This window comes from Mesorhizobium neociceri (genome assembly GCF_013520985.1).
GTDB lineage: Bacteria > Pseudomonadota > Alphaproteobacteria > Rhizobiales > Rhizobiaceae > Mesorhizobium > Mesorhizobium neociceri.
Genome location: NZ_JACDTY010000003.1, coordinates 55,918 through 80,140, shown reverse-complemented (window position 1 = coordinate 80,140; position 24,223 = coordinate 55,918). Strand labels below are relative to the sequence as shown.

The following is a 24,223-nucleotide window of genomic DNA, read 5'->3' as shown; positions in this document are numbered from 1 at the left end:
CACGGCCAAGAATCGCAGGCGCCGGGCTGGATTCGGCTGCGCATGCGGTGTAACACGCGCTCCGAAGTCATCCTGTTGCCTCATTTCGGCAACAGGTAGCTGGACCACACGGCGCGAAGAAGCCGGTCCCGGGATCAATTGAGAGGAAGTGCACGACATGACGAGCCTGAACAGCAACGCATACCGCCTTTCGGTCATGGCCGCGGGCGTGGTCGGCTTTCTGGGCGCCGGACTTCCCACCGCTTCGGCACAGCAGCAACAGATTCCGCAGGGCTGGTTCAAGGCCTGCACCAAGCAGGAAGATGTCGACATCTGCAATGTCCAGAACATCGTCACCGCCGGTAACGGCCAGCTCGTCACCGGCGTCAGCCTGATCGAGCTGAAGGGCAAGGTGAACCGCAAGGTTTTCCAGGTCACGGTCCCGACCGGACGTCTGGTGCCTCCCGGCATCGGCCTGCAGATTGACGCCGGCAAGGCGCAGAAGCTCGACTATGTCATCTGCTTCCCCGACCGTTGCGTGGCTGAAGTGCCGCTGACCGACGCGCTTGTTGCTTCCTTCAAGAAGGGCCAGGCGATCACGCTGACGTCGATCAATTTCCAGAACCAGGCAAACCCGATCAAGGTTGCCCTGACCGGCTTCAGCGGCGCCTATGACGGCCCGGCGCTGCAGCAGTCCGATATCGAAGACCGGCAGAAGAAGCTTCAGGACTTCGTTGCCAAGAACAACCAGGATTTTGCCAAGAAGCTCAAGGATGAGCAGGACAAGGCCAAAGCGGCCAACTGATCTCGAGCAAATTCCAAAATACAAAAAAGCGGGGCAAATGCCCCGCTTTTTTGTCGCCCCGCTCAGGACGCGGTCAATGTCTCGACTGGCGCTTTGGCTCGTAGCGCCCGTCCGGCCGCTTGTCGAACATCTCACCGATCTGCGGATGCCGAACCGGCTCGCCCGACTGGTCCTCAAGCAGGTTCTGCTCGGAGACATAGGCAATGTATTCGGTTTCCGAATTCTCGGCGAGCAGATGATAGAACGGCTGGTCCTTGCGCGGCCGTACATCGGCCGGGATCGCCTCGTACCATTCGTCGGTGTTGGCAAATTGCGGATCGACATCGAAAATGATGCCGCGAAATGGAAACAGCCGGTGGCGAACCACCTGTCCGATCGAGAATTTGGCTGTTTTCATCATACTCACCACTAAGCCCTGAAGCGTCCGGCGTCCCTTGGAATGCACGGCACGCGCTCTAAGGCTTTGAATTTACACACGCCGTCACCAAAAATCGAGCCCGACTTTAGGGCTGGTATCACGCCTTATCTGGCGCAGACGGTGTGTCAGTTCAATGCCGAAGCGCTTGACGTCCGAGGAAGCGACGGGCTAACCCGGCTTAGGGGTTTCGGGCTAGGGCAAAAATGTCTGACGTCGTCGGTCTTGTTCTTCCGTTCTTCGGGCTGATTTTCATCGGTTTTCTGGTCGCTCGCATCACCAGGCAGCCGCTGGAGGCGCTTGGCTGGATGAACACCTTCATCGTCTATGTCGCGCTTCCTGCCCTGTTCTGTGCTGACGGTGACCGGCCTGCTCTACATGATCCGGCACGGCATATTACCGCCGGACCTGTTTCCCTAGGCCAGTGAGCGCGGCAAAGCCGCTGCCCGGCTTCAAACCCTCACGCATAAAAAAGGCGCGCAAAGGCGCGAAACTGCCGAGCACGTTGAGCCCGGCGCTGCGCGCCATCTGCGCCGGCAGCATGTCGGACAGCAGCGACATGTTGAGCAGATTGACCGCGCCACTGCGCGCCAGAATGTCGGGACGGCGTCTGAAATCATAGGCGGCGAGGGCCTTTGCAGCACCGGGATCGCTGCGATTTTCGCTAGCGATTCCAATCAAATCGTCGATGTCCCTGATGCCGAGGTTGAGACCTTGGGCGCCGATCGGCGGGAACACATGCGCGGCCTCGCCGACCAGCGCCACCCGGTTCTGCGCGAAGCGCCCCGGTGATGCCGCCGACAGCGGGTAGATCTGGCGGCCGGGCTCGACCGACACCCGGCCCAGCATCGACTGCATCTGCTGTTCGACACGCTCGGAAAGTGTCACATCATCGAGCGCGGCAAGGTCTTCTGCCGTTTCCGGCTTCACCACCCAGACAAGGCTGGAGCGGTTGCCGGGCAGCGGCACCTGGGTGAACGGCCCGGTCTCGGTGTGGAATTCCGTTGAGGTGAAGCCGTGTTCGCTGCGATGGCCGAAATTCAGCACCAGCGCCGCCTGCGGATAGGATCGCACCGACGCGGCTATGCCCGCCGCCTCACGCGCCGGCGACAGGCGCCCATCGGCAGCGACCGCCAGCGAGGCGGAAACTTCGCGGCCATCCGCCAGAACGGCATTGGCCTGATCGGCGTCCAGGCGCCAACTCTCGACCATCGACTTCAGCCATTCGATATCGGGATTCGCAGCGACGGCCCTGGCTAGCGCCGGGTTGAGCGCGCTGTTGGGCAAATTGAACCCGAACTGCTCTTCGCCGATCTCCGTCGCGCGAAAAGTGACCACCGGGCTGCGGATCAGCCGGCTGGTGGCGTCGACGATGCGCATGACCTTCAGCGGTGCAGCCTTCGGCGCGAGTTCAGCCAGCACGCCCAGCCGATCGAGAATCCTGAGGGCAGGGTTCATCAGCGCCGTGGTCCTGCCATCGGGGCCGCCCGCCTCGGGTCCGACCAGCGTCACCGGAAATCCCGCCTCGGCAAAACCGAGCGCCGCGATCAGCCCTGCAGGGCCGCTGCCCGCAACCAGTATCCGTGCTGTCTCCCGATGATCCAAATTGGACTTCCAGTTTGCGATGCAGGTCCATCCTGTCTATCCATTGATATAGGTCAGACCATGCGGCTTGATCAACGCGGCGATTAGGCTCATTCGATTGCCATGACCGGCGAGCAGGACGATTTCAGCCATCTCGACCGCGCCGGCCGCGCCACGGCCAGCCTTGCTCGTAGCCCGCGCCTGACGGTCAACATCGCCATCGCAGGCAGCATTCTGCTCGCCTGGTTTATTCTCGGCGCCATGGCAATCCGCGGCGCTGAAAGCCGGCTTCCCGGCGCCGGCGCACCAGGCGATCTGATCCTGCGACACCTGCCGCAGCTGCCGCTGCCGGATGTCCTCGACCGCTTCTTCGGCCTTTGCCTGACGCCCGCACCGCTTGATGGTGGCGGCGCGCAATTTCTGGCGCTGATCGCGATGTGGTTCCTGATGGCGGTGGCGACGATGCTGCTATCGGCGGCACCGATGATCCGCACCTATTGCGAGATCGCCGACACCGCCCGCATCAAGGGCGAGCCGGTGGCCCACCCGCTCATCCTGGCGGCAGGATATCTCTGCACATGGCTTGTCGCTTCGGCCGGTTTCGCAACGCTTACGCTGGCCGTCCACTCATTTGCGTCGTCGGCGCGATTGCTCGATCCGGTGTCCGGCTTTGCCGCGGCAGCCGCTTTGCTGGTGGCCGGCCTCTACCAGTTCAACAACCTCAAGCAGGCCTGCCTGACAAAATGCAGGAATCCCTTCGCTACCCTGTTTTCCAACTGGAGCGCCGAGCCCGGCCGCATCTTCCGGCTCGGGCTGGAGCAAGGGCTGTGGTGCCTCGGCTGTTGCTGGGCGCTGATGCTGGTGATGTTCGCTGTCGGGGCGATGAACGTATTCTGGATGGCGCTGATCGGCCTGTTCACCCTGATCGAAAAACAGACCACCGGCAGGCTTCCTACCCGGGTGGCCGGTGCGATACTGCTTGTCTGGGCAGTCGCCCTGCTAGTAATCTCGGCATGACGGGGGAGAATTCAATGGCAGAGCAAGGCTGGGCAATGAAAGGAGAGCTCGTACTCTCCTGCAATTGCACGGTTTTTTGCCCTTGCGTACTGTCGCTTGGCAGCCATCCGCCAACCGAGGGCTATTGCCAGACCTGGGCAGGGTTCCGCATCGATGCCGGCCATTTCGGCGAGGTCGACCTTTCTGGTCTCAATCTCGGACTGGTCATGGAAATCCCAGGCTATATGAGCCGTGGCAACTGGACCGCAGGCCTGTTCATCGACAAGCGCGCGTCGGTCTACGCGGTGAAGGCGTTGACCAGGATCTTCACCGGCAAGGCCGATGGAACCACATCGTTGCTCTCCATCCTTGTCGGCAAGTTCCTCGGCGTCGAGCAGGTGCCGATCACCTACGAGACGCGTGACAAGACCCGCATTTTCCAGATACCGAAGATCATCGACGGGGCGGTGACACCGATTCCCGGCAAGGATCGCGAGAAGGATACCGTGATCAGCAATTCGGAATACTGGATCGCGCCGGAGATCATCGTGGCCAGGTCCGACAAGAGCAAGATGCGGGCTTTCGGCCGCAACTGGAATTTCGCCGGCCGCTCGGCCGAAATCTGTAAGCTGGATTGGCGGGGCCCGTGAGCAAGAACACAAGGGCCAGGCAAATCGCCGAGAAGATCACCGATCGGATTCCGCGCCCGAAGAAGAAGGTCACCTGGCCGCAGGCGCGGGCGTTCTCGGTGCATCTGTTGACCGCGTCGGGCTCGTTCCTGGCCTTCCTGTCGCTGGTGGCGGCAAGTGAGGAACGCTGGACGGCGATGTTCTGGTGGCTGGGTCTGGCGCTGTTCGTCGACGGTATCGACGGCCCGATCGCCCGAAAGCTCGAGGTCAAGGAGATCCTGCCGACATGGTCGGGCGAACTCCTCGACAACATCATCGACTATGTCACCTATGTGCTGATCCCAGCCTTCGCGCTCTACCAGCGCGGCTTCATGGGTGAGCGGCTGTCGTTCCTGTCGGCCGCCATCATCGTTGTCTCCAGCGCCATCTACTATGCCGACACCGGCATGAAGACGAAGGAGAACTTCTTCAAGGGCTTTCCGGTGGTCTGGAACATGGTGGTGTTCACCCTGTTCGTCATCGAGCCGGGGCAATGGGTGTCCTTCGGCGTCGTCGTGGCAGCGGGTATCCTCACCTTCGTACCGATCAACTTCATCCATCCGGTGCGGGTGGTGCGGCTGCGGCCGATCAACCTTGGCATGACGCTGCTATGGTGCGCTTTCGGCGCGCTGGCGCTGGCGCAGGCGGCGCTTGCCGCTTTCTACGACCAGATCGGCGTTCTCGGCGAACAGGTCAGCATCTTCACCAAGGTCGGCATCACCGTCACCGGGCTTTACCTCGCCTGCATCGGCGGTATCATGCAGTTCTTCCCAAAGCTCGGCGCCAAGCCGCCGACTGACAGCAAGAAAGCCTGACCGCAGGAAAGCCCAGAAATGTCCAAAGCGATCCGTATCCACGCCCATGGCGGTCCGGAAGTCCTGACCTACGAGGATGCCGATCCGGGGCAGCCCGGCGCGGGGCAGATCCTGGTCAGGCACACCGCGATCGGCCTCAATTTCATCGATGTCTATCATCGCACCGGCCTTTATCCGCCGCCCGGCGGTTTTCCGCTGATACCCGGCGGCGAAGCGGCCGGCGTGGTTCTTGAGGTCGGCACGGGCGTCGACTGGCTGAAGCCCGGCGACCGCATCGCCTATGCCGTCAATGTCGGCGCCTATGCCGAACAGCGCGTCGTCGCCGCCGACCGCGTCGTCAAGGTGCCGGACGGCATTAGCGACGAACAGGCCGCCGGCATGATGCTGAAAGGCATGACGGCGGAGTACCTGCTGCGCCGCACGTTCAAGGTGAAAGCGGGCGACACCATCCTGTTCCATGCCGCAGCCGGCGGCGTCGGGCTGATCCTGGGACAATGGGCGAAACATCTCGGCGCGACCGTCATCGGCACGGCCAGCTCAACCGACAAGATCGAACTCGCCAAGGCGCATGGCTTCGACCATGTCATCAATTACAAGGAGCAGGATTTCGTCGCCGGCGTCGCCGCCATCACCGGCGGCAAAAAATGCGACGTCGTCTACGATTCGGTCGGCAACGACACATTCCCGGCCTCGCTCGACTGCCTCAGGCCGCTCGGCATGTTCGTCTCCTTCGGTCAGTCCTCGGGGCCGATCCCGCCATTCCCGATGTCGCTCCTGGCACAGAAGGGCTCGCTGTTCGTCACCAGGCCGACGCTGTTCGTCTACAACGCAAAACGTGAGGATCTCGAAATCTCCGCCGCGGCACTCTTTGACGTGGTGCTGAGCGGCGCGGTCGAGATCAAGATCAACCAGCGCTATGCGCTGAAGGACGCCGGCAAGGCGCAAGCCGATCTCGAAGGGCGCAAGACCACGGGCACGACCATACTGGTTCCCTGACTTGCCTTGCTTTTCAGCGCTTTGCCGTGGCGGCACGCACAGTCTGCATGAAAAATCGGCCGGCTACTTTCTTGTGCGAAACAGGCTTATCTTTAGCCCTTGAGTTTCCGCTGAAATTCTTGAAGCTCTTTCAAGGTGGGTGCTGCTTTCGCACGAGAGCAGCCAGCGCATACCATGCTGGCGGGAACACAGAACATATCCGGAAACCGGATGGGAGGCACTGTGAGTGCAGATCATGATGGAGCGAACCTGCTTGAGGTTCGTGGCCTGACCAAGATATTCGGCACGCTGACCGCGTGCGATCATATCGACCTCAACATCGCCAAAGGCGAGATCCACGCGCTGCTCGGCGAAAACGGCGCCGGCAAGTCGACGCTGGTCAAGATGCTGTTCGGTTCGCTGGAGCCCAATTCCGGCGAGATATTCTGGAACGGCGAGGCGGTGCGGATCACCAGCCCGGGCATGGCGAAGAAGCTCGGCATCGGCATGGTGTTCCAGCACTTTTCGCTGTTCGAGGCGCTGACCGCGGCCGAGAACATCGCGCTGTCGCTGGATGACGGCTCGCCGATCAGCTCGATCGCCGCCAAGGCGAGGGCGCTCTCCTTCAGCTATGGCCTGCCGCTCGATCCGGACTCGCTGGTCGGCGATCTCTCGGTCGGCGAACGCCAGCGCATCGAGATCATCCGCTGCCTCTTGCAGACGCCGCAGCTCATCATCCTCGACGAGCCGACCTCGGTGCTGACGCCTCAGGAAGCCGACAAGCTGTTCGAGACGCTGGAGCGCCTGCGCTCGGAGGGGAAATCCATCCTCTACATTTCGCACCGGCTGGAAGAGGTCAAACGCATCTGCGACCGCGCCACCGTGCTGCGTCACGGCAAGGTCGTCGGTCATTGCAACCCGCGCGAGGAAACCGCTTCGTCGCTGGCCCGCATGATGGTCGGCAACGAGGTGAAAGCCGTGGTGCGCGCTCCGGCCGAGGGCATCGAGACCGCCGCGCCGCTGCTCGAGATCCGCGCGCTCAGCCGCAAGCCGGCAACGCCGTTCTCGATCCCGCTGAAGAACATCAATCTCAATGTGCGCGCCGGCGAGGTCATCGGCATTGCCGGTGTCGCCGGCAACGGCCAGGGTGAGTTCTTCGAATCCGTCTCCGGCGAGGTGCTGCAGCAGGACGCTGCGTCCGTGCGCATCCGCGGCAAGGATGCCGGCGCGCTCTCAATCACCGGCCGGCGGCTGATGGGTGCTGCCTTCGTGCCGGAAGAACGTCTCGGCCACGGTGCGGCGCCACGCATGAAGTTGTCGGAAAATCTGCTCCTGTCGCGCCACGCCACTGACGGCAAGGTTTTTGTCGGCACCGGCGGCGCGGTCAAAAGCGCTGCGGTCTATGCCGCCGCCCAACGCATCATCGTGGCGATGGATGTGCGCAAGAGCGCGCCCGATCCGGAAGCCGCAGCTCTTTCTGGTGGCAATCTGCAGAAATTCATCGTCGGTCGCGAACTCGACCGCAGTCCTGCCGTCATGGTCGTCAACCAGCCGACATGGGGTGTCGACGCCGGCGCCGCCGCCCATATCCGCCAAGCGCTGATCGAACTGGCGCGCAGCGGCTCGGCGGTGCTGGTGATCAGCCAGGACCTCGACGAACTGTTCGAAATCTCGGACGCGATCGCGGTCATGCACAATGGCGAATTGTCGAAACCACTGCCGATCGCCGACGCCACATTCGAAAAGATCGGCCTGTTGATGGGCGGCGCCGAGCCCGGCCACGCCGAACATGTTCTGGAGACCGCATGATGCGCCTCGAACTCGTCAAACGCCCACAGCGCTCGATGCTGTTTTCAGCGCTGTCGCCCTTCATCGCCTTCGCCCTGACGATCATCGCCGGCGCGATTCTCTTCGCGCTGCTTGGCGTCAACCCGTTGAATGCATTCGAAATCTACTTCATCGAACCGATCAGCCAGGTCTGGCAGCTGCATGAGCTGGCGATCAAGGCCGCACCGCTGATCCTGATCGCGGTCGGCCTGTCGGTCTGTTACAAGGCCAACATCTGGAACATCGGTGCCGAGGGCCAGTTCATTCTCGGCGGCATTTTCGGCTCGGCCATCCCGGTGCTCTTCCCTGGGTTCGAAGGCCCGCTTGTGCTGCCGCTGATGCTTTTGTTCGGCATGGTCGGCGGCGCCGCCTACGCGGCGATCCCGGCCTTGCTGAAGACGCGTTTCGGCACCAACGAGATCCTGACCAGCCTGATGCTGGTCTATGTCGCCCAGCTCTTCCTCGACTGGCTTGTGCGTGGTCCCTGGCGCGATCCGCAGGGCCATGGCTTTCCGCAGACCATCCAGTTCAATGACTCGGCCGTCCTGCCGGAACTGATGCCGGATGCCGGCCGCGCCAATTGGGGTTTTGTCTTCGCGCTGATCGCCGCTGTGCTGATCTGGGTGCTGATGAGCCGCTTGCTCAAGGGTTTTGAAGTCCGCGTGCTCGGCTCCAGCCCTCGGGCAGGGCGCTTTGCCGGCTTCGGCCTCAACCGCATGGTGTTCTTCGCCTTCCTGCTGTCGGGAGCGCTGGCAGGCCTTGCCGGCATTTCGGAAGTCTCAGGCGCCATCGGCCAGCTGCAACCGGTGATATCGCCCGGCTACGGCTTTACCGCCATCATCGTCGCCTTCCTCGGCCGGCTCAATCCGCTTGGCATCGTTGCCGCCGGCCTGGTGCTGGCGCTGACCTATCTCGGCGGCGAGGCGGTGCAGAGTGCGCTCGGCATCTCCGACAAGGTCGCGCGCGTGTTCCAGGGCATGCTGCTGTTCTTCGTGCTCGGCTGCGACACGCTCATCCACTACCGCATTCGCCTCGTCGGTGTTGCGCTGGCAAACGGCGCGGCGAAACTCAACGCTGCGCCAAAGCTGAAGGAAGCCCGCTGATGGACATCACCGTCAACATCCTTTTGACCATCGCGACGGCGGCGACGCCGCTACTGATCGCGGCCATCGGCGAACTGGTGGTCGAGCGCTCCGGCGTGCTGAACCTCGGCGTCGAAGGCATGATGATCATGGGCGCTGTCGGCGGTTTCGGCGCCGGCTATCTCACGGGATCGCCGTGGATCGGTCTATTGGCGGCAATCGCCATGGGCGCGGTGTTCTCACTGCTGTTTGCGGTCATGACGCTGTCGCTCGCCACCAACCAGGTGGCGACCGGCCTGTCACTGACGCTGCTTGGCCTCGGCCTGTCCGGCATGATGGGGACGAGCTTCGTTGGCCAGCCAGGCGAAAGGCTGCCAAACCTCTACATTCCGGTGCTGACCGACATTCCCGTGGTGGGCAGGCTGCTGTTCGGCCAGGATCCCATCTTCTACATCTCGATCGCGCTCACCGCCGCCGTCATGTGGTTCCTGTTCAAGACCCGCACCGGCCTCACGCTGCGCTCGATCGGCGACAGCCACACATCGGCGCACGCGCTCGGCATCAAGGTCATCCGCTACCGTTATCTCTCGGTCATTTTCGGCGGCGCCTGCGCCGGCCTAGCCGGTGGCCATCTTTCGCTGGTCTATACCCCGCAATGGGTGGAGAACATGAGCGCCGGGCGCGGCTGGATCGCGCTGGCGCTGGTGGTCTTTGCCTCCTGGCGGCCGTGGCGGGTGCTGGCCGGCGCCTACATCTTCGGCGCGGTCTGGATCGGCCAGCTTCATGCACAGGCTTTTGGCATTCCGGTGCCTTCGCAACTGCTTTCTTCTCTGCCCTATCTGGCAACCGTCGTGGTTCTCGTTCTAATCTCGCGCAACAAGCGTCTGACGATGATGAACACGCCGGCTTCCTTGGGGCAGCCATTCGTTCCGGATCGTTGACAACAAAAACAAACGGGAAGCTCCAAGGCTAAACTCAGAGAGGTAACACAATGAAAAGACTGCTTATTGCTCTTATGACCACAACCGCCGCCATGTCATTGGCGGCGTCGGCGCAGGCCGCCGACAAGCTGAAGGCGTGCTGGGTCTACACCGGCCCGATCGGCGATTTCGGCTATTCCTACCAGCACGACCAGGGCCGTCTCGAAGTGGAGAAGGCGCTCGGCGACAAGGTCGAGACCGCTTATCTCGAAAACGTCTCGGAAGGCCCCGATGCCGACCGCGCTTTCGAGCGTCTGGCGCGCGAGGGCTGCAAGATCATCTTCGGCACCTCCTTCGGCTTCATGGATCCGGAAGTGAAGGTCGCCAAGAAATTCCCAAAGGTCATGTTCGAGCACGCCACCGGCTACAAGACCGGTGACAATCTCGGCATCTACAATGCGCGCTTCTACGAGGGCCGCTACGTGCTCGGCCAGATCGCCGCCAAGGAATCGAAGGCCGGTGTCGCCGGCTATATCGTTTCCTTCCCGATCCCGGAAGTGGTGATGGGCATCAATTCCTTCATGCTCGGCGCGCAGTCGATCAACCCGAACTTCAAGGCCAAGATCGTTTGGGTGAACTCGTGGTTCGATCCCGGCAAGGAAGCCGATGCCGCCAAGGCGCTGTTCGACCAGGGCGCCGACATCGTCGTCCAGCACACCGATTCCACCGCAGCGCTGCAGGTGGCGGAAGAGCGCAAGCTGCACGGCTTCGGCCAGTCCTCGGACATGATCAAGTTCGCGCCGAACGCGCAGTTGACCTCGCTCACCGACGAATGGGGTCCATACTACATCAGCCGCGTCCAGGCGGCGCTGGACGGCACCTGGAAGCCGGACAATGTCTGGCTGGGCATCAAGGACGGCGCCGTCAAGCTCGCGCCCTTCACCAACATGCCCGACGATGTGAAGGCTATGGCCGAGGCGACCACCAAGAAGATTTCCGACGGCTGGAACCCATTCACCGGACCGGTCGCCAAGCAGGACGGCACGCCGTGGCTGAAGGACGGCGAAGTCGCCGACGACGGCACGCTGCTCGGCATGAATTTTTATGTGAAGGGCGTCGACGACAAGTTGCCGCAATAAGCAACGGAAAACGCGAAACAAAAAGGGCGCCTCATGGCGCCCTTTTCATTCTGCGACTTGCGCCCCGGAGGTACCACGAAACCGCGCGAGTGCGGCATCAATGGCGCGGCCGATCCATGCCTTGGCCCAGCGCTGGGTTGGCCGTTCGAAATACCGCCAGATCGCCCAGGAAATCAGAACCATAAGCGCGGCACAGCCCAGGGCTGCAGCCCATTTGCCGACCAAAGGTGCGACGGCATTGATGGCGATATAGCCGATTTTCTGGTGCAGGAGATAAAGCGGGTAGGTCAACCCGCCCAGCGCCAGCGTCAGTGCGGACGGCACGACATATCTGCGCAGCAGGACCGCACCGATCAGCAGGGAATGCATGACGAAATTGGCGATCACCAGATGCGGCTGCGAAACGGCAATGCCGTATTCATTCAACATCCACTGCTGGGTCACGGACAGCGTGCTGCAGGACAGAAGGAAAGCCGCACCAAGCAGCAGCAGGGCTGCCAGGGAGCGGCCATGCGCATGGATGTGGTGGACGAGCACGCCGGCGGCGAAGAACGGACCGAACTCAGTGATGAACAGCAGCCTCGCCGCGCGGCTTTCGATGAAGAACTCGTTCGACGCCGAGATCACCAGCCAGATGAAGATCAGCCCAAGCTTCCATTTCTGGAAAACGCCGCCGATGAGAGCCAGCGTCACCCATCCGTAGAAGACCAGTTCGAGCAGGATCGACCAATAGACGCCGTCCATGAACGGTTGGCCGAGCGCCGGCGCAAACATCGACAGATTGGCGGCGTACTGGCCGAGAGAAGCTGAAAACAGCGGTGCGCCGAAAGCCGCGATAATGACGAAGGTGATTGTCATGCACAGGAGGTAGCCGGGGTAGAGCCGCACGAAACGCGCAATGGCAAACTCTTGCCAGAAGCGGCCTTCCGCCGACCAGGCGATGACGAAACCGCTGATCAGGAAGAACAGATTGACGCCGAGATAGCCGTAGAGCGCAACCGGCGCCACGCTCGGATAGCCCTGGGCGAGAGCGCCCTCGGAAGCTGCGCCGCGAAAGAAGTAATGGAAGAACACCACAGCCAGCGCCGCCGCCAGCCTCAACAGGTCAAGCGTCGCGATGTAATCCTGCCGGGCAGGTTTGGCGTCCATGCGAAGTCTCAGCGTTTACAACCCGGAAACCATAGCGCGGACCGCGACCAAACGGGGCAAACGGGCAAAACTATCGAGAAATTTGGTAAATAGCATCGGGCCGGGCGCGCGGGAACTATGATATGGCTCCGTGACCGCCTTCACAGACGCCAATGGCTTTTACTTTCATGTTCAACTTGCGGCCAAGATGAATTCGGCCGGCGTTACAAACGTCAGCAGGAGAAAGTCTTATGCAATTGAACAAAAAACTCTTAGCGATTATCGGCAAGCGTATTCCAGCCATTTACGACGTCATCCCGCGCGGACCACAGGGGCGACTCGCGCAAGTCGCACTCAATCCTCAACCGCTCCCGCCTCACGAACTGGGCGCCGCGATCGCCGACGAATTCGTCCGCTCCGCGTGGTTCGCCGAGCGAGGCGGGCTCGACATGAAAGCGGTGCTGAGCGACCTCGACGATTGGTGCCCGACGCGGCCGAAGCTACCGAAGCTTCCCCCGTGGTGGCCGCCTATTCCGGAGCCCGAGCCGCATCCCGAATGGTTCGTGGACTATCATCTGGGATTTGCCGCACGGCTGTCCGTGGTGGAGGCTGGATCGGCGGGCACGCGGCTGGACAAGACCCTCAATCAGGCGATCGATCGGTCGCTCGCTGCGATGGAATCTGTGAAGCTCTGACGAAGTGCAGCACCGCCTGACGAGGGGTGCGCCAAAAATCGGAGGGCGCCGGGGAGGCGCCCTTTCGGCGGGTTTCTAGACGGCCGAGCCGTAGAGGTCGTAGGCGTCGGCGCGGTCGATCTTGACGGTGACGATGTCGCCTTGGCGCAGTGGGCGGCGCGACTGGATATGCACCGAACCGTCGATCTCGGGCGCATCGTATTTGGTGCGGCCCTTGGCCGAGGTGCCATGCGCCTCGTCGATCAGCACCGGCAGGCGCTTGCCGACCTTCTTGGCCAGCTGCGTCGCGGAAATCTTCTGTTGGCGCTGCATGAAGCGATGCCAGCGCGCCTCCTTGATCTCCTGCGGCACCTGTTCAAGGCCGAGATCGTTGGAACGGGCGCCCCTGACCGGCTCGTATTTGAAGCAGCCGGCACGGTCGATCTTGGCCTCGTCCAGCCAATCGAGCAGCATCTCGAAATCCTCGTCCGTCTCGCCGGGAAAGCCGACGATGAAGGTCGAGCGTATCGCGAGGTCCGGGCACACTTCGCGCCAGCCGCGGATGCGCTCCAGCGTCTTTTCGCCATGGGCGGGACGGCGCATGTTCTTCAGCACCTGCGGCGAGGCGTGCTGGAAGGGGATGTCCAGATAGGGGAGGATCTTGCCATCGGCCATCAACGGGATGACGTCGGCGACATGCGGGTAGGGGTAGACATAGTGCATGCGCACCCAGATGCCGAGCTTGCCCAGCTCCTCCGACAGGTCGAGGAACTTTGCCCGCACCTCGCGGTCGCCGAACATCGACGTCTGGTACTTGATGTCGATGCCGTAGGCGCTGGTGTCCTGCGAGATGACCAGCAGTTCCTTGACGCCGGCCCTGGCCAGTTTCTCGGCCTCGCGCAGCACATCGGCCGCCGGTCGCGAGACGAGGTCGCCGCGCAGTGCCGGAATGATGCAGAAGGTGCAGCGGTTGTTGCAGCCTTCCGAAATCTTGAGATAGGCGTAGTGGCGCGGCGTCAGCTTGACGCCTTGCGGCGGCAAAAGGTCGATATAGGGATCGTGGCTTGGCGGGGCCGCCTCATGCACCGCCGCCATCACGCTCTCATAGGCCTGCGGGCCGGTGATGGCGAGCACGTTGGGGTGCTTCTCGCGGATGACATCCGGCTCGGCGCCAAGGCAGCCGGTGACGATGACCCTGCCGTTTTCCGAAAGCGCGGAACCGATGGCGTTGAGCGACTCGTCGCGGGCTGAATCGAGGAAGCCGCAAGTGTTGACGACGACGAGGTCGGCGCCGTCATGCTTGCGCGCGATCTCATAGCCTTCGGCGCGCAGGCGCGTGATGATGCGCTCGGAATCCACAAGGGCCTTCGGGCATCCAAGGCTGACGAAACTGACGCGAGGGGCAGACATGAGACAACGTTCCGGGTTTTTCGGGATTGGCGGCCCAGTACCACACTTATTGCGGCATTGGTATGGGCAGCGGCTGCGGCGAACGCGACCGCAGCTTCCAGCTGACACCCGTGCTGTTACAGAAGCTATGTGACCGACAGCGTCAGCTCACCACGGGACTGACATGCGGCCAGACCTCGACAACGCCGCGATAGACCATGTCCAGCGCGACATAGAGGATGATCAGCAGGCCGACATAGGCGATCCAGCGGTAGCGGTGCAGCAGCCTGGCAATGAAGCTCGCAGCGAGGCCCATCAGGGCGATCGACAGCACGAGGCCGATGACCAGGACCGGGAAATGATCGCGCGCCGCACCGGCGACCGCCAGCACATTATCGAGCGACATCGACACGTCGGCAACGACGATCTGCAGCGCTGCCTGGCCGAGCGTCTTGCGGGCCTTGCCGGTCGCCACAGTCTTGTCGCCGTCGAGATCGGCATTGGCCAGCGCCTCGGTCGCCTCCTGCTCGTCGGCATGCGACGTCCGCAGTTCGCGCCACATCTTCCAGCACACCCACAAAAGCAGGATGCCGCCGGCCAGCAGCAGGCCGACGATTGCCAACAACTTGACGGTGACGGCGGCAAACAGGATGCGCAGCACGGTTGCCGCCAAGACGCCGATGAGGATCGCTTTCTTGCGCTGCTCGACCGGCAGGCCGGCTGCGGCAAGGCCGATGACGATCGCGTTGTCGCCGGCAAGCACCAGATCGATGGCGATGACCTGGAGGAGGGCCGTCATGCTTGCGGCGCTGAAAATGTCCATCGACCGGAGGCCCCTTGCTGCTATCAGCGTGTTCGTCGTCGGATATGCCGACGCCCTAACGTGTATGGTTCACGCGCGTCAAGAGACCGCTAAGGCCAGCACCGAAAAACCACAGGAATAGGGGAAGGGCCGTTCTGCCTGAGAGAACTCTAACCGCAGCGGACTTAGTCGTAGAGATTGTACTTCGCCCAGTCGGCTTCGGGGATTTCGTCGCCGATGCGGTAACGGAACTGAAGGACCTCCATGTGGTCCGGCGCCGTCTCGCATTTGAACTTCAGCCGATACCATTGTCCCTTGCTGCGAAAGGCAGCGCCCGGGCTGCGGATGGCATCGGCCTTCATTTCCGGCGTGGCGAAGGCGTAGGCGACGACACGGTCGGCCTTGTACTTGTGATCGTCGTGGCTGATGCGGTCCAGAACCTCCGCGTCGCATCGCTGTTCAAGCCGGGTCTGCGGATCGAGTTTCAGCAAGCCGGCGCGCAAGGCGGCGTCCATTGCGTGAGCGGGCCAGGCCAGCGTCACCGACGCCAGGGCCGCAAGGAATAGTTTTTTCATGGGCGGGAGAACGAGCATATTTCGGGTCGAGAATCAACCGGAGTGCCATTTTGGGGCAACGGGATATGTCCGGAAATCGCCGTAGGCGAACAAGGTTGGCCGGGCAATTCCTCGCATCGGCGGATCAAGGTCCGATAATTTCGTCATATCCTTCGAACATTCAATTTGCCTAAAATGTTCCGGAACTAAATTAGCTGTTGCGCCTTGAATCGCGGGTTCAAGGAGACGATCCGACTACCAGCAGCACTTCAAATATCCGGTCTCGGACGACGCGATCTGGATGCGATGACATTGACGGGATCACAGATCAGGCGCACGCTGAGCGCACCGATCGACCCCGGGCAGGCCCCGGCCGGGACCGCGTGTGCGGTGAAAACCTCGACCAGCACGGAGACTGACGGGAGGAAGAAATGAGCCGGGTCAAGGACGTTTGCGATCGAGCACGATCGCTATGGCTGCGGGTGGTGCGATCGACCCGCCCTGTCGACGATGTCGAGAACGACGAGCTGTATCGGCTGATCGACGGCAAAAACAAGGTCATCAGCGGCCCCAACTTCGAGGCGTCCCGCTTCGACATCGAGACCGATCTATCGCGGTGGGAGAGCTACAAGCCACCGAACCGTAACTGAAAACTATTCCCGGTTCGGAGTACTTTGGAGAGCCCAGCCACCGCGCTGGGCTTTTTCATTTCAGTGAACAATGCGATCGGCTATCTCGGCTCGAAGCCGGGTTACGAGCGCGAGTGGCCCGACCGCGGCCCAGCGAGCGCAGAGGCATGGGAGAAGGCACGCCTCCTGCTACACTGGTGGTAGAAGAAGAGAAGCAGAGCGATCGCAGTCAGAGGGGAGAGGGCCAGATCAAACTTACCAAGGATCAGAGGCAGCGCTTCGACGAACTGGTTGACGCGCTGCGCGGCGAATCTTCACCACAGTTGCCGGTCAAGGCTGGTTGGCGGGGCCGAAGCCCACTCTGGATGCATGGTCGAAGTCGCTCCCAGTGTCAGCAGATGTGGTAACGTTGATTGTCGGCGAGTAGCAGAGAGGTTCAGCAACAATGACTTTGAGACGAACCAGAGCTTACGGCGCATCCGGCTTGGTTCTAGCGGTTTGCATTGTATTTGCTTGGCAGAACGCCACTGCCGCTCAAAATTGCGACGCAGCCGCCGCGCCTGGCGTCAATTGGCAGGAGTGTGACAAAAAGCTTCTCATCCTAGAAGGACAGGACCTGAGCGGGGCGAACCTATTCGGTGTTGATTTCACTTCGACCGACCTCAGGAACAGCAATCTCCTTGCGGCAAATTTTGAGAAGGCAACGCTTGTGCGTGCTTCCCTGGCCGGCTCGACCGCCAAAGGCGCCCGGTTCGACAAAATCGAGGCCTACAGGACCGACTTCAGCCGTATGGACGCGCAGGGCGCTGTGTTTGCGGGCGCGGAAGTGCAGCGCTCGAATTTCCAGGACGCCAATCTGACCAATGTTGATTTCACAAAGGCGGAATTGGGGCGTGCGCAGTTCCATGACGCCGATATCAGCGGCAGCCGCTTTTCGTTTGCCAATCTCGCGCGGGCGGACTTCCGAGGAGCGACGTTCACCGCGCCGATAGACTTTGACCGCGCTTTTTTCTTTCTGACCCGTATCGAGGGCCTCGATCTTTCCAATTCGTCGGGTCTGTCCCAATGGCAGCTCAACATGGCATGCGGAGACGCCCGGACCGAGTTGCCTTCTGGCTTGACGAGGCCCGAAGATTGGCCCTGTCAATTCCAGCAGGAATAGTTGTCGGCAAGCGAACTGCGGCTCACGCCTGACGGCTCTGAAGAAAAATAGGCCTACATAGGTTAATCGCCGGGCATGTGGTCCCACCCCAGGTCAAGCCGGTTACTATGGTTTATTGATGACCGCCCGCTATTGTGGACGCGCCTTCTCCCGTATACTTAACTAAAGTGGGGCAGGAGGACGGGGTGGGGGCAATCCGTGCAGCGTTGGTTGATGCCGTTGTTGCAGCCCTTCCGGTTGCCTTGGTTTATTTCAGTGGCTGGGCCTATCTGACATCATACCTAGGCGAATTCGGCATCGACGCGACCCAAATCGACATTAGTTTTACAACGGTGCTGGTCTACGCCTTCGTCCCGCTTCAATCTTCCAAAGTTTTGTGGATGATCGTAGCGGTAGGCGCCTCAGGTTTCGCAGCTTTCCTTATTGAGTTGCATTCGGACGACAAAGCAAAAACCGGACAGACTTGGGCATCCGGTTTTGTGGTTTTAACAATGATACTTTTGGTGTGCTTGCTTTTCGTCATCAAGGGTGCAGCGACTGCGGCAGGGCAGGAGATGGCTCACGATGTGTGGGGAGGAAGGAAATCACAAAGTGTGATGACGCTAAGCGCGTCAAAGCCGGAGGACGACGCCAGCGTGCTCTACGAAGTCTGTCGGAAAGGGAGGCGCTTGCGTCAGATTATCGGCCTACCCGACCAGATGTTTTTGATGTGTCGAAGCGCGGCTGATCCATGCAATCGCGGCACCCTATTTGCGGTAAGCAAAGACGGTCGCATTGTCTATACAGCTGATAAGATCAGGGAAGATATCGATGTTATCAAGACGGTCTGCACTAGTTAGTTTCGTGCTTGCTGCGGTGGCGATTACTCCTGCGCTGACACAGGATCAAAGTGATATCTTCAAGATATCGCTTGTTAAAAGCGCTGGCCCATACGAGATCAAGGGCGAGAGCGGCGTGATTGGAATGGTTGTCTCAAGGGCAGGCGACACGGTGGTGTTCAAGCCATGCACCGGTGACTCGTTTGAACTTGATCGAAGGCGATTGATTTCTACGAACAACAAATGCGCAGATAGTCCTTCGACCGACGAGAACCCTCTCGTTGCAAGCTGTGACAAGGCACTAAATGGTTGGAATGTCGCCCTGTACACACAAGCGATTAAAAATGATGGTCCGATTGGGACCACGTTTTTCCAGAAGCCTGGAGAGATGGTACTGGGTTCAGTCGTGCTCGACGCCAAGAAGATGGCTGCGACAATTGACAGTGCATCTCAGCTGAAGGACTGCGGACCGGCGCTAGGCGTCGTGGGATTCGACAAGGAAGGGCTTGCGAAGGTCAGCCTAATTCCGTCGCTAGAGGCCATCCAGCTGGATGAAACGAAATAGGTTTTACCCATTCCGCCAATCAAAATCATATCGGGATTATACCATGGGTCTTATTAGCATAATTATTTTCACGGCAATTGGATACTTTATTTACAGAGACAGCAGAAGAAATGGATCTCTTACCCTTCCGATAGGAAAATTCGATCGCCTTCGAGCAGAAATAGTTAATGACATATACAAAGAAATCTACGAACTTGAGGCCGACGATGACGAAAGGAAACTGCTTGCCGGATTCCATTTGAAGACAGGATTTTCATTGATATTGGCGAAGAAGCTTGATTCTTGTTATTTTCCACATGAGAAAATACACGATCTGTCCAAAGCTGTAATTGACACTCTAAAGTCGAATGAGCGGTACGAAGGAGCACATCGGCTTTTTGATCAGGTTCGTAACTCTTTCAAGTTTGTAGATACCTACTACGACAAAACACACAAAAGTTGGCAGAAGGTCGATTACCCTAAAGCCTGACATATCAGCTACGCTAGTCGCGAATGCCGCTCTGAGGAGGCTGTGATGCCTGTAACGCAAGGCTCTGGTAATCCCGATTGGACGCGCGACGAAGCGTTGCTGGCATTGGATTTACTCTACCGCAATGGCAAACCAATCGATAGACGCCATTCGGACGCAATTGAGCTATCGAACGTGCTGCGTGTGGCAGGAATCTATCCGAGAGCAGGACGCAAGGACAATTTCCGAAACGCAGACGGCGTCGCGTTGAAGATGCAAAATTTGCTTTCCGCGATCGCCGCCAGCCGGCCGCAAGCGCTTCCGCTTCAGTGCAGAACCACCTTTCGCCTTTGGCTTCAGTGATTTTGGTGACGCTGTAATATTTCTGTCCCGGCACAGCGATAGATGCGGTACAACCGTGGCTGGCGAAAATATCAAGCGGACACAACCTCAAAGGCCGGATCGATTGAGAGTCAGCTCTTTTTCGGAGGATACAGACGTTCAAGCTCTTTAAAACTCTCACGAGCCATAACAACTCTAACGTTCGCACCAAATCCCGTTGCCGACCCGCCACCAATTATATAGTCAGCTTCTTGAGCGTTATAGAATAGCATAACTACGCCCGTAACCTTTCTATTCTTCTGCAAAAGGCTTCTTACTTTAGATGTCGACAACTCATAAATCGAGCTTATAGGCACCCTGCCGTGAAGAGACCTTATCTCCAGTGCGATATGCTCTCCACCCAAAGAAACCAATAGATCGGCTTCATACCTGTCATCCAAGACCGGACTTAGGAGGATTGACAGCCCACTGATTTTTGCGAACTCGGCCGAAAGAAACCCTCCAATAGCACCCTCTATCTCCGCGTAGCTGCTTGACAGCGTAGTGACATCATCAGGCTTCACGACATAATTGGACGCGAATGCCCGAATCTTCTCTGCCACGAAACTGAGCAGGTCTCCTTTTATCTCTTCTGGCACGCTCGACTCGACTACATCTGCCCTCGATGATTCAAAAGTAAGCTTCGTCAATATCTGATCGCAAAGAACAATAGCGAAAACGGTGACAGACACTATAGCTAGCAAAGATTCATCTTCATGAAATAGGAGCTTGTAATCGTGCGTAGACGGGTTGCGCCACTCTCTCCTATAATTCGAGAACAGATCGAGTACTCTTTTCTTTAGCAATTTTCCATTTTGGAGAAATATTTCGATCTCGGCGGGCGTCTTCTTTTCAGGATTTTCCGCCGCTAACACTCTGTAAGCCTCCTTGATGCTGCCCTCAAAAGCTTGATTGCAACGGTAAATGGCATCCGTGAAATAGCTTTCATCGGACTCGGCCTGGCCACGCTGGAGGTGCCGCACAGCGGTCCCGATATGGAAAAGAACTGCTTTAATCCCCTCCGTGTGGTCGCCTATTGGTAGACGCTCAATCTTGTCGGAAAGGATTTTATGAACATCCATACTGTGGCTCCGAAAACGTCGAATTGGTTAGTCGATTTGGTTGGTCGGGTTAGATTGTCTTTGAAAGTCAGATAGGGGGCGGAGGGGTTCTCCGCACTGACTGTGGCGGGCGGCCCATTTAAGTGCATTGGCACGATTTTTCAGTCAATCTTGGTACACTTTCCAACCGTCATGTTGGGGGTTTCTCCTTCCTTATCCTTACCATCGGTAAAATCTCCGGTGTATATCTCCATATATCGCAGTGACTCCAGGTTGAGGTCATAGATTGTGTAGTGCGGAGAAACTAAGCTGCATCGAAGCTTTCCAAAGAAATTCATCCGAATTGGCTTAAAGAAATCGGAATCAACAGGAGATTCTGGCAAACAAGGTTCACCGCTCACTTCTCCAAATTTCTTTATCTTAACGTCAAATTCTCCTACTAAATGTCGCCCACCTAAAATATTGTCAACTTTGGTCTCTCCTTCGTATTTCAATTCGACAACGAAACGATCTTCTTCAACATTAAAGACGGCGCCACTCCATGTCCTGGTGGCAGGTTCGTAGCGTACACCGCCTGCCGCTTCGCCCATACACAGATAGGCGCCTGCGAGTTTGTTGAATTCGCTATCTAGTGAAGAATGATCTTCACCTGCATCAGAGGGAGCCACGGTGAACGCGAGGAAAATGCCCACCGCAAGCATGCCGGCCAAATACGAGCGCATGACCTTCTCTTCCGGGTTCATCAATCTGATGTCCTTCAATCAAAGCACGACTTCCTTGCGCCCGAAAGCGTTGCTTGGCGGACCTTGTGAATTTCCAAACGGACTGGCCCGCCACGCTCGCAGCTGGTGCAGGATAGTGCCCTCTCGACCGTGCTAAAAAGCGCATCCTTTCCGTATCGCTTGATTAAGGCGGCAGACTTTACGTCCGCAAGATGCGAACAGTTCTTGCACCAAGCTCGCAGCCGGTGCCATTCGCGCAGATCGCCAAGCGCCACGTCCAGGCCGGCGAGAACTATCTTTGGATAGGGCGGTGAAATTACGCGCGTCGCATCGGACTCCGAACAATTTAGGTGCCGCGCAGCAGTCCCTTTGAGTAGGACAGCGGTCGTGTTATGTGCTGATTGCAAGCGGGGGTTGATCAGATGGATTTCAGTTCGATTACGAGTGTCATCGGACTTGCGACGACGGCGCTGGGTGCCACTGAAAAAGCCGCCACGACCGCAGAGGCGGTGAAGAAGTTGTTCGCGTCTGAAAAAAAGCCAGAGAACAGCGAGGTCCAAGCGCTTCTTAACACGCTCGCAACGCAACTGACCGCTGCGAACATGATGAATGTCGATTTGAGCGACGCGATCAAAGCCCTTAGCCGCGAGTTGAAGAGGCAAGACGACTTCGAAAATGAAAAGGCTCGATATGAGCTTTTTCAGACCGGCCAACAGGACGTGGTTTTCAAGTTGAGGGAGGATCAGGCGAACGGGCAGCCGATCCATTTCATATGCCCAGTATGTCTCAATGCCGAGAGGTTGATCAGCTTTATATCCGGGGAAGGCGACTTCAAGGTCTGCCAGAGGAACCGTGACCACACATTCAGGTTCAAAAGCACATCGGACCTGCGAGCGGGCAAAACGCGCACAAGCTGGGATTTTTGACATCGCCGACCGGCCGTTCGATCAGTTGCGCGATCTGTCGCGCCACGGGAAAGAATTACCTAGACTCCAGCTTGGATCAGCCTTTGTAAACCGTTGAAGACGGTACGCCAAATCCAGCATCTGCAAGCCAAGTTCTTGCAACGATTCTTCGGTGAATTCTGTGCTTTTCGCCGTGTCCTTCCGATTGAAATCCAAAGTTGGACTACTCGGAGGAATTGTAATCGCATGGGTGAGCTTGCCGACGTAATCGTGGATCAATCGATGCCGCTTTTGCGCCACCGACGAAATCTTTTCCGCGATCCTTTCGAGCTTCCGCTTATCCACATCGTCGGCAACCCGCAATTCGATGAGCTTTTTTAGGAGATCGATCCTTGGTTGATAGTGGATGGCTGAAGCTGTGATCGCTCGGCCGGTTTCCCTATCAGCTCCCAACAGATGCGCGATTGATAAATCCAATTGCCTATCTAGCTGGGAAAACGCGACGATCACGTAGCCGACAGCCGGGAGAAACGTCTTCGGCACAATCGTGCCCTCAACGTATTGGCTAAACATGTTGGTGGGATCGTGCCAAATCGCCCACGCATCATCTTGAGACATATGAACCCTTCCCAAACACGAGCGTGAATTAGACACCGCGAAACCCATGGTGACAATCGGAAGCGATTTTAACAATTCGTATGTTCGATGATTAGTAGATTGGTTAGTTGGTCACTAACCGAAAATCGCCAAACCCCGTATTTTCTAGGCTTTTCAGAGATTGACTGGCGGAGGGAGTGGGATTCGAACCCACGGTGGGCTTGCACCCACGCCGGTTTTCAAGACCGGTGCCTTAAACCGCTCGGCCATCCCTCCAACTAATTGCAATCATTGCGCTTTTGGTAATCAGCATAGGGCTAGGGAAAGCCTTCTGCTACGCGCTTTGCAACTATTTGCCTTTTCGGTTGTCGCTTATAACCGCCTGCAACGCGACGTCAACTTGCTCTGCCGCGTCTGCCAGCATTCCTGGCATAACATGCGAATAGAGGTCTAGCGTTATGCCGATGTTCGAATGCCCCAGGCGCTCGCTCGCAATCTTCGGATGAACGCCGGCTGAAAGCATTTGCGTGGCATGGGCAAGGTCATGGAAGCGGATGCGGGGGAGCGAGGTCTTGCCGAGAACGCGCACCCACTCATGCGTGAGGGAGCGGGGCTGGAGGGGCTGGCCGTCGACCTGAGCGACAACGAAGCTGTCCGCGTCCGGACGAATGCCCTGGCGCAGCTGCTCCTCGGCCTGCCGCGCGCGGTGCGCCTTCAGTTCGGCGAAACGAAGCCTAGCTATGGTGAAGCCACAACTTGTGGCTCGACCAAACCCGCTGCCTTACGGTGGCGGGCTCTTTTTACTGGCACTATTCGCCGTCGTTGCGGACAAAATGTCGTTGACGTAACGCTAACTAGGCGCAATCATTTCGAATTGTGCAGGGTGAGGGCGTTTCAATGAAACTCGTTGTCTTTGGCGTAGCAATGGTATTGGCAGCCACCGGAGCGGCTGTTGCGAAAGAGAAGAAAAAGGTGGCCACCGCTCAGGCTGCAACCTCATGTTCTGCAGCTCATATGAAGGCTGGCAGCAAGCGGACCTCGAAACCGGATTGTAAATCGACACGTACCGTCGCTGCGCGACCGCCAAATGGGGGCGCAAACTTCCTGGATCATTATAATCCGCGCTTAGGGTATGACACCAGTCCGTGGTTTTCGAACTGGCAATAATTGACGGCGGCTTTGG

General features: G+C 58.9%; 28 protein-coding genes, 1 tRNA gene and 1 pseudogene. 19 read left to right on the top strand and 11 right to left on the bottom strand.

What is annotated here, in order from left to right; translation table 11 throughout:
- Positions 1–157: 157 nt before the first annotated feature.
- On the top strand, positions 158–784 hold the full coding sequence (locus H0241_RS08335; protein WP_181056961.1) for an invasion associated locus B family protein: 627 nt from the start codon (positions 158–160) through the stop codon (positions 782–784).
- A gap of 73 nt (positions 785–857) precedes the next feature.
- On the opposite strand, the gene hspQ is transcribed toward H0241_RS08335, so the two are convergent.
- Positions 858–1,181: a heat shock protein HspQ gene (hspQ, locus tag H0241_RS08330; RefSeq protein WP_023668971.1), complete on the bottom strand. Its 324-nt coding sequence runs from the start codon at positions 1,179–1,181 to the stop codon at positions 858–860.
- A gap of 224 nt (positions 1,182–1,405) precedes the next feature.
- Here hspQ and H0241_RS08325 point away from each other — a divergent pair.
- Positions 1,406–1,549: pseudogene (locus H0241_RS08325) on the top strand (AEC family transporter); the annotation flags it as partial.
- Positions 1,550–1,595: 46 nt separating this feature from the next.
- Here H0241_RS08325 and H0241_RS08320 read toward each other — a convergent pair.
- Positions 1,596–2,804: a UbiH/UbiF family hydroxylase gene (locus H0241_RS08320; protein WP_181056960.1), complete on the bottom strand. Its 1,209-nt coding sequence runs from the start codon at positions 2,802–2,804 to the stop codon at positions 1,596–1,598.
- 102 nt (positions 2,805–2,906) lie between these two features.
- Between H0241_RS08320 and H0241_RS08315 the strand changes: the two genes are divergently transcribed.
- The 8 genes from H0241_RS08315 (at position 2,907) to H0241_RS08280 (ending at position 11,205) form a co-directional block, all read left to right on the top strand.
- Positions 2,907–3,800 carry a DUF2182 domain-containing protein gene (locus tag H0241_RS08315; protein WP_181056959.1) on the top strand — a complete coding sequence of 298 codons (894 nt, stop codon included), beginning with the start codon at positions 2,907–2,909 and terminating at the stop codon, positions 3,798–3,800.
- 14 nt (positions 3,801–3,814) lie between these two features.
- Positions 3,815–4,429 carry a DUF1326 domain-containing protein gene (locus tag H0241_RS08310; RefSeq protein ID WP_181056958.1) on the top strand — a complete coding sequence of 205 codons (615 nt, stop codon included), beginning with the start codon at positions 3,815–3,817 and terminating at the stop codon, positions 4,427–4,429.
- Positions 4,426–5,262 (top strand): phosphatidylcholine synthase, encoded by an 837-nt coding sequence (gene pcsA / locus H0241_RS08305; protein ID WP_181056957.1) that lies wholly within the window; start codon positions 4,426–4,428, stop codon positions 5,260–5,262. The genes H0241_RS08310 and pcsA overlap by 4 nt, the downstream gene beginning before the upstream one ends.
- Before the next feature lie 18 nt (positions 5,263–5,280).
- Positions 5,281–6,258 carry a quinone oxidoreductase family protein gene (locus H0241_RS08300; protein WP_181056956.1) on the top strand — a complete coding sequence of 326 codons (978 nt, stop codon included), beginning with the start codon at positions 5,281–5,283 and terminating at the stop codon, positions 6,256–6,258.
- A 210-nt stretch (positions 6,259–6,468) separates the two neighbouring features.
- Positions 6,469–8,046 carry an ABC transporter ATP-binding protein gene (locus tag H0241_RS08295; RefSeq protein WP_181056955.1) on the top strand — a complete coding sequence of 526 codons (1,578 nt, stop codon included), beginning with the start codon at positions 6,469–6,471 and terminating at the stop codon, positions 8,044–8,046.
- A complete protein-coding gene (locus tag H0241_RS08290) occupies positions 8,043–9,167 on the top strand; it encodes an ABC transporter permease (protein WP_181056954.1) in 1,125 nt (374 codons plus the stop codon). Before H0241_RS08295 ends, H0241_RS08290 begins: the two co-directional genes overlap by 4 nt.
- Positions 9,167–10,087 (top strand): ABC transporter permease, encoded by a 921-nt coding sequence (locus tag H0241_RS08285; RefSeq protein ID WP_181056953.1) that lies wholly within the window; start codon positions 9,167–9,169, stop codon positions 10,085–10,087. Before H0241_RS08290 ends, H0241_RS08285 begins: the two co-directional genes overlap by 1 nt.
- A gap of 50 nt (positions 10,088–10,137) precedes the next feature.
- A complete protein-coding gene (locus tag H0241_RS08280) occupies positions 10,138–11,205 on the top strand; it encodes a BMP family ABC transporter substrate-binding protein (RefSeq protein ID WP_181056952.1) in 1,068 nt (355 codons plus the stop codon).
- 45 nt (positions 11,206–11,250) lie between these two features.
- Here the strand turns inward: H0241_RS08280 and H0241_RS08275 are convergent, their stop codons facing one another.
- Positions 11,251–12,354 carry an acyltransferase family protein gene (locus H0241_RS08275; RefSeq protein WP_181056951.1) on the bottom strand — a complete coding sequence of 368 codons (1,104 nt, stop codon included), beginning with the start codon at positions 12,352–12,354 and terminating at the stop codon, positions 11,251–11,253.
- 230 nt (positions 12,355–12,584) lie between these two features.
- On the opposite strand from H0241_RS08275, the gene H0241_RS08270 reads away from it, so the two are divergent.
- Entirely contained in the window at positions 12,585–13,028 is a 444-nt protein-coding gene (locus tag H0241_RS08270; protein ID WP_181056950.1) for a hypothetical protein, read from the top strand.
- 75 nt (positions 13,029–13,103) lie between these two features.
- Here the strand turns inward: H0241_RS08270 and rimO are convergent, their stop codons facing one another.
- The 3 genes from rimO to H0241_RS08255 all read right to left on the bottom strand — a co-directional run bounded on the left by rimO (position 13,104) and on the right by H0241_RS08255 (position 15,791).
- On the bottom strand, positions 13,104–14,417 hold the full coding sequence (gene rimO, locus H0241_RS08265) for a 30S ribosomal protein S12 methylthiotransferase RimO (RefSeq protein WP_181056949.1): 1,314 nt from the start codon (positions 14,415–14,417) through the stop codon (positions 13,104–13,106).
- A gap of 142 nt (positions 14,418–14,559) precedes the next feature.
- Positions 14,560–15,219: a TerC family protein gene (locus H0241_RS08260; RefSeq protein WP_181056948.1), complete on the bottom strand. Its 660-nt coding sequence runs from the start codon at positions 15,217–15,219 to the stop codon at positions 14,560–14,562.
- A 164-nt stretch (positions 15,220–15,383) separates the two neighbouring features.
- Complete coding sequence (locus tag H0241_RS08255) at positions 15,384–15,791, bottom strand: DUF930 domain-containing protein (protein ID WP_181056947.1); 408 nt, start codon at positions 15,789–15,791, stop codon at positions 15,384–15,386.
- A 392-nt stretch (positions 15,792–16,183) separates the two neighbouring features.
- Here H0241_RS08255 and H0241_RS08250 point away from each other — a divergent pair, with 392 nt between their 5' ends.
- The 6 genes from H0241_RS08250 to H0241_RS36210 all read left to right on the top strand — a co-directional run bounded on the left by H0241_RS08250 (position 16,184) and on the right by H0241_RS36210 (position 19,737).
- A complete protein-coding gene (locus H0241_RS08250; protein ID WP_181056946.1) occupies positions 16,184–16,402 on the top strand; it encodes a hypothetical protein in 219 nt (72 codons plus the stop codon).
- A 424-nt stretch (positions 16,403–16,826) separates the two neighbouring features.
- Positions 16,827–17,543 carry a pentapeptide repeat-containing protein gene (locus H0241_RS08245; protein ID WP_181056945.1) on the top strand — a complete coding sequence of 239 codons (717 nt, stop codon included), beginning with the start codon at positions 16,827–16,829 and terminating at the stop codon, positions 17,541–17,543.
- Between the two features lie 185 nt (positions 17,544–17,728).
- Entirely contained in the window at positions 17,729–18,382 is a 654-nt protein-coding gene (locus H0241_RS08240) for a hypothetical protein (RefSeq protein WP_181056944.1), read from the top strand.
- The gene (locus tag H0241_RS08235; RefSeq protein ID WP_210284819.1) at positions 18,354–18,926 is read left to right on the top strand and encodes a hypothetical protein; all 573 of its coding nucleotides are present in this window, start codon (positions 18,354–18,356) and stop codon (positions 18,924–18,926) included. The genes H0241_RS08240 and H0241_RS08235 overlap by 29 nt, the downstream gene beginning before the upstream one ends.
- A gap of 43 nt (positions 18,927–18,969) precedes the next feature.
- Positions 18,970–19,395, top strand: a complete 426-nt coding sequence (locus H0241_RS36590; protein ID WP_181056942.1) for a hypothetical protein — start codon at positions 18,970–18,972, stop codon at positions 19,393–19,395.
- A 45-nt stretch (positions 19,396–19,440) separates the two neighbouring features.
- Positions 19,441–19,737, top strand: coding sequence for a hypothetical protein (locus H0241_RS36210; RefSeq protein WP_181056941.1), 297 nt, complete (start codon positions 19,441–19,443; stop codon positions 19,735–19,737).
- Positions 19,738–19,847: 110 nt separating this feature from the next.
- Here the strand turns inward: H0241_RS36210 and H0241_RS08220 are convergent, their stop codons facing one another.
- Positions 19,848–20,837 carry a hypothetical protein gene (locus H0241_RS08220; protein ID WP_181056940.1) on the bottom strand — a complete coding sequence of 330 codons (990 nt, stop codon included), beginning with the start codon at positions 20,835–20,837 and terminating at the stop codon, positions 19,848–19,850.
- A gap of 140 nt (positions 20,838–20,977) precedes the next feature.
- A complete protein-coding gene (locus tag H0241_RS08215; protein ID WP_181056939.1) occupies positions 20,978–21,559 on the bottom strand; it encodes a hypothetical protein in 582 nt (193 codons plus the stop codon).
- A 401-nt stretch (positions 21,560–21,960) separates the two neighbouring features.
- Here H0241_RS08215 and H0241_RS08210 point away from each other — a divergent pair, with 401 nt between their 5' ends.
- Complete coding sequence (locus H0241_RS08210; protein ID WP_181056938.1) at positions 21,961–22,464, top strand: hypothetical protein; 504 nt, start codon at positions 21,961–21,963, stop codon at positions 22,462–22,464.
- A 21-nt stretch (positions 22,465–22,485) separates the two neighbouring features.
- Here the strand turns inward: H0241_RS08210 and H0241_RS08205 are convergent, their stop codons facing one another.
- The 3 genes from H0241_RS08205 to H0241_RS08195 form a co-directional block, all read right to left on the bottom strand.
- Complete coding sequence (locus H0241_RS08205; protein ID WP_181056937.1) at positions 22,486–23,061, bottom strand: hypothetical protein; 576 nt, start codon at positions 23,059–23,061, stop codon at positions 22,486–22,488.
- 165 nt (positions 23,062–23,226) lie between these two features.
- A tRNA-Ser gene (locus H0241_RS08200) sits at positions 23,227–23,316 on the bottom strand.
- Between the two features lie 73 nt (positions 23,317–23,389).
- Positions 23,390–23,722, bottom strand: coding sequence for a tyrosine-type recombinase/integrase (locus H0241_RS08195; protein WP_235984205.1), 333 nt, complete (start codon positions 23,720–23,722; stop codon positions 23,390–23,392).
- 215 nt (positions 23,723–23,937) lie between these two features.
- On the opposite strand from H0241_RS08195, the gene H0241_RS35390 reads away from it, so the two are divergent.
- Positions 23,938–24,207, top strand: a complete 270-nt coding sequence (locus tag H0241_RS35390; RefSeq protein ID WP_210284818.1) for a hypothetical protein — start codon at positions 23,938–23,940, stop codon at positions 24,205–24,207.
- Positions 24,208–24,223 lie beyond the last annotated feature (16 nt).

Excerpts from the sequence above, each read along its gene's own strand:
- H0241_RS08335 (WP_181056961.1), top strand. The coding sequence starts at position 158 with ATGACGAGCCTGAACAGCAACGCATACCGCCTTTCGGTCATGGCCGCG.
- hspQ (WP_023668971.1), bottom strand. The coding sequence starts at position 1,181 with ATGAAAACAGCCAAATTCTCGATCGGACAGGTGGTTCGCCACCGGCTG.
- H0241_RS08315 (WP_181056959.1), top strand. The coding sequence starts at position 2,907 with ATGACCGGCGAGCAGGACGATTTCAGCCATCTCGACCGCGCCGGCCGC.
- H0241_RS08310 (WP_181056958.1), top strand. The coding sequence starts at position 3,815 with ATGGCAGAGCAAGGCTGGGCAATGAAAGGAGAGCTCGTACTCTCCTGC.
- H0241_RS08300 (WP_181056956.1), top strand. The coding sequence starts at position 5,281 with ATGTCCAAAGCGATCCGTATCCACGCCCATGGCGGTCCGGAAGTCCTG.
- H0241_RS08295 (WP_181056955.1), top strand. The coding sequence starts at position 6,469 with ATGGGAGGCACTGTGAGTGCAGATCATGATGGAGCGAACCTGCTTGAG.
- H0241_RS08290 (WP_181056954.1), top strand. The coding sequence starts at position 8,043 with ATGATGCGCCTCGAACTCGTCAAACGCCCACAGCGCTCGATGCTGTTT.
- H0241_RS08285 (WP_181056953.1), top strand. The coding sequence starts at position 9,167 with ATGGACATCACCGTCAACATCCTTTTGACCATCGCGACGGCGGCGACG.
- H0241_RS08280 (WP_181056952.1), top strand. The coding sequence starts at position 10,138 with ATGAAAAGACTGCTTATTGCTCTTATGACCACAACCGCCGCCATGTCA.
- H0241_RS08275 (WP_181056951.1), bottom strand. The coding sequence starts at position 12,354 with ATGGACGCCAAACCTGCCCGGCAGGATTACATCGCGACGCTTGACCTG.
- H0241_RS08270 (WP_181056950.1), top strand. The coding sequence starts at position 12,585 with ATGCAATTGAACAAAAAACTCTTAGCGATTATCGGCAAGCGTATTCCA.
- rimO (WP_181056949.1), bottom strand. The coding sequence starts at position 14,417 with ATGTCTGCCCCTCGCGTCAGTTTCGTCAGCCTTGGATGCCCGAAGGCC.
- H0241_RS08260 (WP_181056948.1), bottom strand. The coding sequence starts at position 15,219 with ATGGACATTTTCAGCGCCGCAAGCATGACGGCCCTCCTCCAGGTCATC.
- H0241_RS08255 (WP_181056947.1), bottom strand. The coding sequence starts at position 15,791 with ATGCTCGTTCTCCCGCCCATGAAAAAACTATTCCTTGCGGCCCTGGCG.
- H0241_RS08250 (WP_181056946.1), top strand. The coding sequence starts at position 16,184 with ATGAGCCGGGTCAAGGACGTTTGCGATCGAGCACGATCGCTATGGCTG.
- H0241_RS08245 (WP_181056945.1), top strand. The coding sequence starts at position 16,827 with ATGACTTTGAGACGAACCAGAGCTTACGGCGCATCCGGCTTGGTTCTA.
- H0241_RS08235 (WP_210284819.1), top strand. The coding sequence starts at position 18,354 with ATGTTATCAAGACGGTCTGCACTAGTTAGTTTCGTGCTTGCTGCGGTG.
- H0241_RS36590 (WP_181056942.1), top strand. The coding sequence starts at position 18,970 with ATGGGTCTTATTAGCATAATTATTTTCACGGCAATTGGATACTTTATT.
- H0241_RS36210 (WP_181056941.1), top strand. The coding sequence starts at position 19,441 with ATGCCTGTAACGCAAGGCTCTGGTAATCCCGATTGGACGCGCGACGAA.
- H0241_RS08220 (WP_181056940.1), bottom strand. The coding sequence starts at position 20,837 with ATGGATGTTCATAAAATCCTTTCCGACAAGATTGAGCGTCTACCAATA.
- H0241_RS08215 (WP_181056939.1), bottom strand. The coding sequence starts at position 21,559 with ATGAACCCGGAAGAGAAGGTCATGCGCTCGTATTTGGCCGGCATGCTT.
- H0241_RS08210 (WP_181056938.1), top strand. The coding sequence starts at position 21,961 with ATGGATTTCAGTTCGATTACGAGTGTCATCGGACTTGCGACGACGGCG.
- H0241_RS08205 (WP_181056937.1), bottom strand. The coding sequence starts at position 23,061 with ATGTCTCAAGATGATGCGTGGGCGATTTGGCACGATCCCACCAACATG.
- H0241_RS35390 (WP_210284818.1), top strand. The coding sequence starts at position 23,938 with ATGAAACTCGTTGTCTTTGGCGTAGCAATGGTATTGGCAGCCACCGGA.